The organism is Burkholderia sp. FW306-1C-G01B, from assembly GCF_058781685.1.
Genome location: NZ_JBYSWZ010000009.1, coordinates 136,688 through 144,871 on the forward strand (window position 1 = coordinate 136,688; position 8,184 = coordinate 144,871).

Here is an 8,184-nt window from a genome sequence, read left to right on the forward strand (position 1 = left end):
GCCGTGGTGGCGCGACGACAGCGTTACAGCGGCACGACGTCGGGACGGTTGCGCGGAAACTGCGCGATCACGTTCGGCGCAACGTTCAGGTGCGCCTCCACGAGCTTCGGCGGCGTATGCGCGAGCCAGTCGGACAGCGACACTTCGGCGTAGCGGTCGGTCTTGAAGATCTCGAGGAACACCAGGTCGGTCTTGCCGGTGTTCTGCACGTAGTGTCCGAGGCTCTTCTTCACGTAGCCGACGTCGCCCGCGCGGAAGTCGGCCGTCTGCGCCTTCGGCCCCGTGTCGAACACGGTCATCCGGGCCTCGCCCTGCAGGTAGTACTGCCATTCGTCCGCGTTCGGGTGCCAGTGCAGCTCGCGCATGCCGCCCGGATGCACGGTGACGAGCGCCGCCGCGACGGTCGTCGACACGTTGAAGTTGGTGCTGTCCGCGATCCGCACTTCGCCGCCGCGCGTCTTCCTGACCGGCTTCATGTCGCCGAGCGAGAAGACGAACGGATGCGGCGGCGCACCGGCCGACGAAGCCGACGCGCGCTGGGCTTCCGCGAGCGGACCGGGCTCGTCGCCCTGGAAGATCCACAGGTTGTCGAGCGGAACGTTCCTGAATGCATCGGCCGGCACGCCGAAGTTCAGCGCGAGCACGTCGGGCGGCGTATGCGCGACCCAGTCGGTCAGCAGCAGCGTATTGAATTCCGACGCACGGCCGTTATCGAACGCGAGCAGGAATTCGGCGCCGTCGGTGCCGAGGCCCTGCAGCGAATGCGGCAGGCCGGGCGGGAAATACCAGAGATCGCCGGTTTTCACGTCCTGCACCGACGGCCGCCCCAGTTCGTCGAGCACCGTGATCCGGCAACGGCCGTCGAGCATGATCGCCCACTCGGCCTGCTGGTGCCAGTGCATCTCGCGAATGCCGCCGCGCGTCAGGCGCATGTTGACGCCGGAAATGGTTTCCGAAATCGCAAAATCGTCCTGCGTGACTTCGCGCGCCCATCCGCCATTTTGAATTCGTTTATGGGCATTATTGAAAGACGCCCAGAATAATGGCATCCCGTTGATATCGGTGGCCGGCGGATCCTGAAAAGACGGAAACTGGTTGGCGATTGCCGGATTTTTCGGACCCGGGTCGGTCAGGCTCTGGCGGTTACGCGCATTCACCGCGCCTTCCGGCGGGCTGTCCGGATTGCCGAACGAGGCGGCCTTGGCCGATACCGCAATGCCCGCGGCGGCAATGGCGCCGGCCGTACCCGCCAGCATCTTGCGTCGAGAAAGATTCGTCATGATTTCCTCTTCATTCTTGTGATTAAGAGAATTTCCGCTACGGAATACTTGCCGTTTTTCGGATTATCGAAAATCAAACATCCCGTGACGCAAGTTAAATACAAATCGCAGCAAAAATTAAATGAATTATTAACCTGAATTAATGATTTAAACTGATCGACTTTAATTTTTGTAATTATTGCGGTGCAGCGGGATGTCGGAATGTCACCGATGTCGGCGAATCGGTCTGGTCCGGTGAATGCGGAAATACGACCGCGCGCGGTCGTGATGCCGTGCATGGCGACCCGAGATGATCGAGACACGCGACGCGCGATCACGATGCGCTGCAGTCGATTCGGATAACTGATCGTGCAAAACGGAAACAAGCGGATGCCGATACGTCGAACGCCAGCCGACCGGGCCGGGCCGAGGCGCGGTTTACTCCCGCGGCATTTCGGCGAGCCGTTGCGCGGCGAACCGCAATCCACCCAGGACGCGCTCCGCCACCCTCGCCGGAAAACCGGGAGGCAGCGCAGCGCCGACCGACTCGATCACGTGCGGCGTCGTCGCGATGAGCCGTTCGACGATCGGTGTCGCGATATCGCCGAGCAGGCAATATTCGGCCATCGCGGTGAAGTGCCGTCGCGTCACGTCGCGCATCGCATAGTGCTTGCGCTTGCCGTGCACGGCCATCGCGAGCTTCGCCTTGTGCCACGACCACTGGTTCGCGCCATCGCCTTCGACCGGCCAGATCGACATCACGTCATAGAGCGGCGTGAGACGGAAGCGGCCGCCCGGCAGCAGGCGCAGGCTGAAGTTCTTCGCATGCCCGTCTGGCGCAGCAAGCATCCAGAATACGATCAGGGCCGCGAACAGTGTGTCGAGATCCTCCCGCGCCGTTTCCGAACGGCGCAGGAGGCCGGCCAGGTCCGGCACGCCGGGGCCGCCCTGCGACTCGTACTTCAGGTGAGGCGGCACGCCGAGCGCCTGGCAGAAGTCCTCCTGCGGCAAGCGCAACAGCCACCCGCCGTCACGATGCAACGTACGATCGAACCGTTCGACCGACAGTACCGTGTGCGCGCCGAAACGCACGATTTCCGCATTCGCCGCCGGCAGGCCGAACGCTCGCAGAATCGCGAGACACAACCACTCGTTTTCGACAGAGGCCGTGAGATCGGCCCGCTTGTTGCCGACCAGCCCGAGCGGCAACTTGAGAATATGCGTCGTCGGCGTCGCGCCATGCGGGCGCATCCAGCGTCCGTCGTGAAACAGCAGTGCGGTCTTTTCCTGCGCACCGGCCAGCGACAGCCGGAAATCGTCGTCGTTCCCGGCCCCCGTCGCCACACCGCTCGCCTGATCGAGCACGCGTGCGACGTCGTCGTCCGACAGCGGCGTACCGTCGATACGATCCAGGCCGGCTGGCGCATCGTCTTCGCCGAGCAATTGCACCGCCCCGACGCAGTCACGACCGAGCGCGGCGAGCAGATCGAACGGCTCGGTCGTCGCCGTACCGAACCGGGCGGCCAAGCGGCGCCGAATGGCGTCGCTGTCCGGAAGCAGGTTGTCGAAATAGTGATTGACGCGTTCGCCGCGCAACGGTGCCTCGCCGACACCAAACGGCAGCGACAGCGACAACGGGCGGCCGACAGCCGACTGCTTCCAGCCGGCGTCGTACCGCAGTTCCATGTCGCCGCGCGCGGGAATCCGCCATGTGCCGACCCGCTGGCCATTCGTCCAGATCGACAACGCGCGGGTGTGCGATTTGCGTCCCATCGCTTACCACTCGACGTCGGCTGCGTCGCGCCCGTCCTTCGTGCGGATGCTGAGCTCGAGGCCGTACAGCGCGGTCAGCTCGAGCAACTGGCTGAGCGACAGGCTTTCGGTACGCGTGGATTCGAGCAGCGACAGACGCGATTGGCCCACGCCGATTCGCACAGCCGCTTCGGCTTGCGTCAGGCCCTTGGCCTGCCGCGCGGAAGACAGGATTTCGCCCAGTTGCGCGGGCGTATTGACGATGAAGTTCACGGCGCGGATTCCTGTAGGCAATAAGTGCAGTATATTCCTGACAGGCATAAACGCAAATTATTCCCCACAGACATAAACTCCAAATATGCCTGACAGACATAAAACGTACCTTTGCATGCCATCACCCGCCCCTTGAACGCGCTTTCGACCCTATCACCCATCCTCACGCCATAGTTTTTATCCGCTGGCGCGAATGATTTTGGCTTTGTTAGATAGATGACATTCGATCAACAGACGACAACGATCTAACATTCGATGACCTGCACGTTCGCCCGTACCGTCGAATCCCGCTATGCCGAGCTGACGCCGACCGCCAAGCGCATCGCCAGCTACATGCTCGCGAACCTGGACCGCCTCGGGCTCGAGACGGCCGACCAGATCGCGCAGCAGGCCGGCACGAGCGGCATCTCGGTCGGGCGCTTCCTGCGCAGCGTCGGCTACCGCAATCTCGACGACCTGAAACGCGAACTGCGCGGCGGCGACGATCGCCCGTGGATGATCACCGACCGGCTCGACGAATACCGCCGCACCGCCGGCACGCAACCGGCTGAAGGCAGCGACGGCACGCTCGCGTCGTCGCTCGAACGCGAACTCGATGCGATCCGCCATGTGTACCGGCTCGCCGAAGGCCCCGTGTTCGCGCAGGTCGCCGATCGCATCGCGCATGCCGACGCCGTATTCATCCTCGGCATCCAGTCGACGCGCGGGATCAGCAACGCGTTCAGCAGCTACCTCGAATACCTGCGCCCGCGCGTGTTCTATTCCGACGGCCAGTCGGGCTCGTATGTCGATTCGCTGAACTCCGAATTCGAGCGACCGTACTGCATCGTCACCGACACGCGCGCGTATTCGCGCAGCGCGCGCCGCTATTGCCAGGCGGCCGCCGAACGCGGGCAGCCGTTCGCGCTGGTCACCGATCTCTCGTGCCCGTGGGCCCGCGAATGGCCGGCCGACCTGCTGCAGGTGAAGACCGACGTCGGCCAGTTCTGGGATTCGCTCGCGCCACTCACCTGCCTGTTCAACCTGCTGATCACGGCCGTCGTCGACCGCCTCGGCCCCGCGATCGACCGGCGCGTCGCGCGCAATCGCGAACTGCAGCACACGTTCGACCAATTCGAATCCTGAGCGAGCCTGAACCAACCCGAACCGCCGATGAACGACCACCGCCTCGTCGAAATCACGCCCGCCACGCATCGCGTCGACATCGATCTCGTCTACGCGACCGATCGCAACCTGACCGGCAAGCCGATCTACCGCCGCGCGCACTGTCTGCTGCTGGAACCGGCCGAAGCCGCATTGCGCCGCGCGGTCGACGTCGCCGCGCAGGCCGGCTTCACGCTGCGCATCTACGACGCGTACCGGCCGCCGCAGGCGCAGCAGGTGCTGTGGGATTTCCTGCCCGATCCGGACTTCATCGCCGATCTCGGCCGCGGCTCGAATCACAGCCGCGGCACCGCGCTCGACCTGACGCTGGTCGGCGCAAACGGCGAGCCGCTCGACATGGGCACCGGCTTCGACGAGATGGTCGCCGCGTCGGGCCATTTCCACGCGGGGCTGCCCGAAACCGTGCAACGCAACCGCCTGCTGCTGCTCGGCGTGATGCACGCGGCCGGCTTCGCGCACATCGACAGCGAATGGTGGCACTACGAACTGCCAGGCTCGCACGCGTTGCCGCAAATCGACAACGCGGCGAGCGGTGCGTGGCGCCTGATGTAATGCACGTCCCGTTGCCGTTTTACGTTCACCCATTGCACGTTCACCTCACGATGGAGCGCAAATGAAACCCCTGACATCCCGGCTCGTCGCGGCGCTCGCCGCCGCATCCGTTCTCGCCGCCGTTCCGCTGTCCGCCGCGCACGCGGAAACGCCGAAGGACCTGTTCGTGATGGCCACGCTGCTCGACGAATTCACGACGCTCGACCCGGGCGAGATCTACGAGCTGGTGCCGGAGGAATACGTCGCGAACACGTACGACCGGCTCGTGCGGGTCGACCTGCGCGATCCGTCGAAATTCAACGGCGATGTCGCGCAGTCGTGGTCGGCGAGCACCGACGGGCTGACCTATACGTTCAAGCTGCGCGCCGGCCTCAAGTTCCATTCGGGCAACCCGCTGACGGCCGACGACGTCGCATGGTCGATCCAGCGCGCGGTGCTGCTCGACAAGGGCCCGGCCGCCGTGCTGAACGGCATCGGCCTCACGAAGGCGAACGTCGCGGCGAACGTGAAGAAGCTCGACGACCTGACTGTGTCGGTCACGACCGACCGCAAATACGCGCCGACCTTCGTGCTGAACGTGCTCGGCTCGTGGCCCGCATCGGTGCTGGACAAGAAGCTGCTGCTGTCGCACCAGCAGGGCAACGACTTCGGCAATGCATGGCTGAAGACCAACGAGGCCGGCTCCGGCGCGTACAAGCTGGTCAAGTGGACGGCCGGCGACAGCATCGTGCTGCAGCGCTTCGACGGCTACCGGCTGCCGCTCGCGATGAAGCGCATCGTGCTGCGCCACGTGCCCGAAGCGGCGAGCCAGCGGCTGCTGCTGGAAAACGGCGACGTCGATGCGGCGCGCGACCTGAGCCCCGACGATCTCGCGTCGGTCGTGAAATCCGGCAAGGCGAAGGTGTCGGCCTCGCCGCAGGCGACGCTGCTGTATCTCGGCCTGAACACGAAGAACCCGACGCTCGCGAAGCCCGACGTGCAGGAAGCGCTGAAGTGGCTGGTCGACTATGCGGGCATCCAGGCCAACGTCGTGAAGACGACCTACAAGGTGCACCAGACCTTCCTGCCCGAAGGCTTCCTCGGCACGCTGAATTCGAACCCGTACAAGCTCGACGTCGCGAAGGCGAAGGCGCTGCTCGCGAAGGCCGGCGTGCCGAACGGCTTCTCGGTGACGATGGACGTGCGCAACGACTATCCGTACACGGAGATCGCGCAGGCCGTACAGGCGAACTTCGCGCAGGCGGGCGTCAAGGTGCAGTTGATCCCCGGCGACAACAAGCAGACGCTCGCGAAATACCGCGCTCGCCAGCACGACATCTACATCGGCGAATGGTCGGCCGACTACATCGATCCGCACAGCAACGCGCAGGGTTTCGCATGGAACCCCGACAATTCCGACAAGTCGAGCTATAAAATGCTGGCCTGGCGCAACAGCTGGGACATTCCGCAACTGACGAAGGAAACCGACGCCGCGCTCGCCGAGCCGACCGCCGCGCAACGCGCGCAGCGGTACCAGGCGATGCAGAAGGAGATGCTCGCGCGCTCGCCGTTCGTGATCATGTTCGAGAAGGTCGCGCAGGTCGCGACGCGGCCCGGCGTGAGCGGGCTCGAAGTCGGGCCGATCAACGATCTCGTGTCGTACCGTAACCTGAAGAAGCAATAAGGTTCGCCGCATGTCGACTCCCGCCTCCTCCCTCGAAGCACTGCGCACGCTGCCCGCGCGGCGCCCGGCCGTACGCTGGGCGTTGCGTGTGCTGCGCTGGGCGCTCACGCTCGCCGTCACGTTCGCGGGGCTGCTCGCGCTGACGTTCGTGATCGGCCGCAAGGTGCCGATCGATCCCGTGCTCGCGATCCTCGGCGATCGCGCGTCGGCCGACGCGTACGCGGCCGAGCGCATCGCACTCGGCCTCGACAAGCCGCTCGTCACGCAGTTCCTGATCTACGCGCGCGACGTGCTGCACGGCAATCTCGGCATGTCGCTGCTGACGTCGAACCCCGTGCTCGACGACATCAGGCGCGTGTTCCCGGCCACGCTCGAACTCGCGACGATCGCGACGTTGATCGGCATCGCGATCGGCGTGCCGCTCGGCGTCGCGGCCGCGGTGAAGCACAACCGGCCGATCGACCACATCGCGCGCTTCGTCGGGCTGATCGGCAATTCCGTGCCGGTGTTCTGGCTCGGGCTGATGGGACTGCTGCTGTTCTACGCGCGGCTGCACTGGGTCGGCGGCCCGGGCCGGCTCGATCCCGTGTACGACGGGATGGTCGACCCGCGCACGGGCAGCCTGCTGATCGACGCGGCGCTCGCGGGCGAATGGGACGTGTTCCGCAACGCGGTGTCGCACATCGCGCTGCCGGCCGCGATCCTCGGCTACTACTCGGTCGCGTACCTGAGCCGGATGACGCGCTCGTTCATGCTCGACCAGCTGAGCCAGGAATACATCGTCACCGCGCGCGCGAAGGGCTTGTCCGAGCGGCGCGTGATCTGGCGGCATGCGTTCGGCAACATCGCGGTGCCGCTGCTCACCGTGATCGCGCTCACCTACAGCAACCTGCTCGAAGGCTCGGTGCTGACCGAGATCGTGTTCGCGTGGCCGGGGCTCGGCTCGTACCTGACCGGCGCGCTGCTGAACGCCGACATGAGCGCCGTGCTCGGCGCGACGCTCGTGATCGGCGTGATGTTCATCACCGTCAACCTGCTGACCGACGCGCTGTACCGTGTGTTCGATCCGCGTGCGCGCTGAGGGCCGCTTCGACATGACCGTTTCCATCCTGCTTCCTTCACCGTCCATGCCGAAGGCCACCCGACCATGAATGCCGCACGTCTCACGCTGCGCGCGTGGCTGCTTTCCGATGCGCCCGCGTCGCGCTCGCAGGCCGCGTTCGGCCTCGCCTACCGCCGCTGGCGCCGTTTCGCGGTCAATCCGCTCAACCTGTTCGGGCTCGCGATCCTGGTTGCGCTGATCGTCGTCGCGATCGTCGGCCCGCTGATCATGCCGCACGATCCGCTGCGCCAGGTGCTGTCCGACCGGCTGCTACCGCCCGGCTCCGCATCGCACTGGCTCGGCACCGACCAGCTCGGCCGGGACATCCTTTCGCGGATGATCGCAGGTTCTCGCCTCACGCTCGGCATCGCGCTGCTCGTCGTCGTGATCGTCGTGCCGATCGGCCTCGCGATCGGCAC

General features: G+C 65.2%; 8 protein-coding genes and 1 pseudogene. 5 read left to right on the forward strand and 4 right to left on the reverse strand.

From position 1 onward, the window contains the following. Positions 1-23: 23 nt before the first annotated feature. From AC3WLY_RS19385 to AC3WLY_RS19400, 4 genes are read right to left on the reverse strand one after another with little or no spacing between them, the layout of a single operon-like run. Positions 24-1,280, reverse strand: a complete 1,257-nt coding sequence (locus tag AC3WLY_RS19385; RefSeq protein ID WP_310137524.1) for a cupin domain-containing protein — start codon at positions 1,278-1,280, stop codon at positions 24-26. Continuing rightward, positions 1,277-1,747 (reverse strand): hypothetical protein, encoded by a 471-nt coding sequence (locus AC3WLY_RS19390; RefSeq protein WP_492310032.1) that lies wholly within the window; start codon positions 1,745-1,747, stop codon positions 1,277-1,279. The genes AC3WLY_RS19385 and AC3WLY_RS19390 overlap by 4 nt, the downstream gene beginning before the upstream one ends. Continuing rightward, entirely contained in the window at positions 1,698-3,032 is a 1,335-nt protein-coding gene (locus AC3WLY_RS19395; protein WP_492310033.1) for a type II toxin-antitoxin system HipA family toxin, read from the reverse strand. The genes AC3WLY_RS19390 and AC3WLY_RS19395 overlap by 50 nt, the downstream gene beginning before the upstream one ends. 3 nt (positions 3,033-3,035) lie before the next feature. Continuing rightward, on the reverse strand, positions 3,036-3,284 hold the full coding sequence (locus tag AC3WLY_RS19400) for a helix-turn-helix domain-containing protein (protein ID WP_174380942.1): 249 nt from the start codon (positions 3,282-3,284) through the stop codon (positions 3,036-3,038). A gap of 255 nt (positions 3,285-3,539) precedes the next feature. On the opposite strand from AC3WLY_RS19400, the gene sapR reads away from it, so the two are divergent. The 5 genes and pseudogenes from sapR to AC3WLY_RS19425 form a co-directional block, all read left to right on the forward strand. Beyond that, on the forward strand, positions 3,540-4,409 hold the full coding sequence (gene sapR, locus AC3WLY_RS19405; protein WP_492310034.1) for a sap1 transcriptional regulator SapR: 870 nt from the start codon (positions 3,540-3,542) through the stop codon (positions 4,407-4,409). A 27-nt stretch (positions 4,410-4,436) separates the two neighbouring features. Further along, a complete protein-coding gene (gene ddpX, locus AC3WLY_RS19410) occupies positions 4,437-5,000 on the forward strand; it encodes a D-alanyl-D-alanine dipeptidase (protein WP_492310035.1) in 564 nt (187 codons plus the stop codon). Between the two features lie 61 nt (positions 5,001-5,061). Next, a complete protein-coding gene (locus AC3WLY_RS19415; RefSeq protein WP_492310036.1) occupies positions 5,062-6,663 on the forward strand; it encodes an ABC transporter substrate-binding protein in 1,602 nt (533 codons plus the stop codon). 10 nt (positions 6,664-6,673) lie between these two features. After that, entirely contained in the window at positions 6,674-7,744 is a 1,071-nt protein-coding gene (locus AC3WLY_RS19420) for an ABC transporter permease (protein WP_175959293.1), read from the forward strand. A gap of 66 nt (positions 7,745-7,810) precedes the next feature. Further along, a pseudogene (locus AC3WLY_RS19425) lies at positions 7,811-8,184 on the forward strand (D,D-dipeptide ABC transporter permease); the annotation flags it as partial.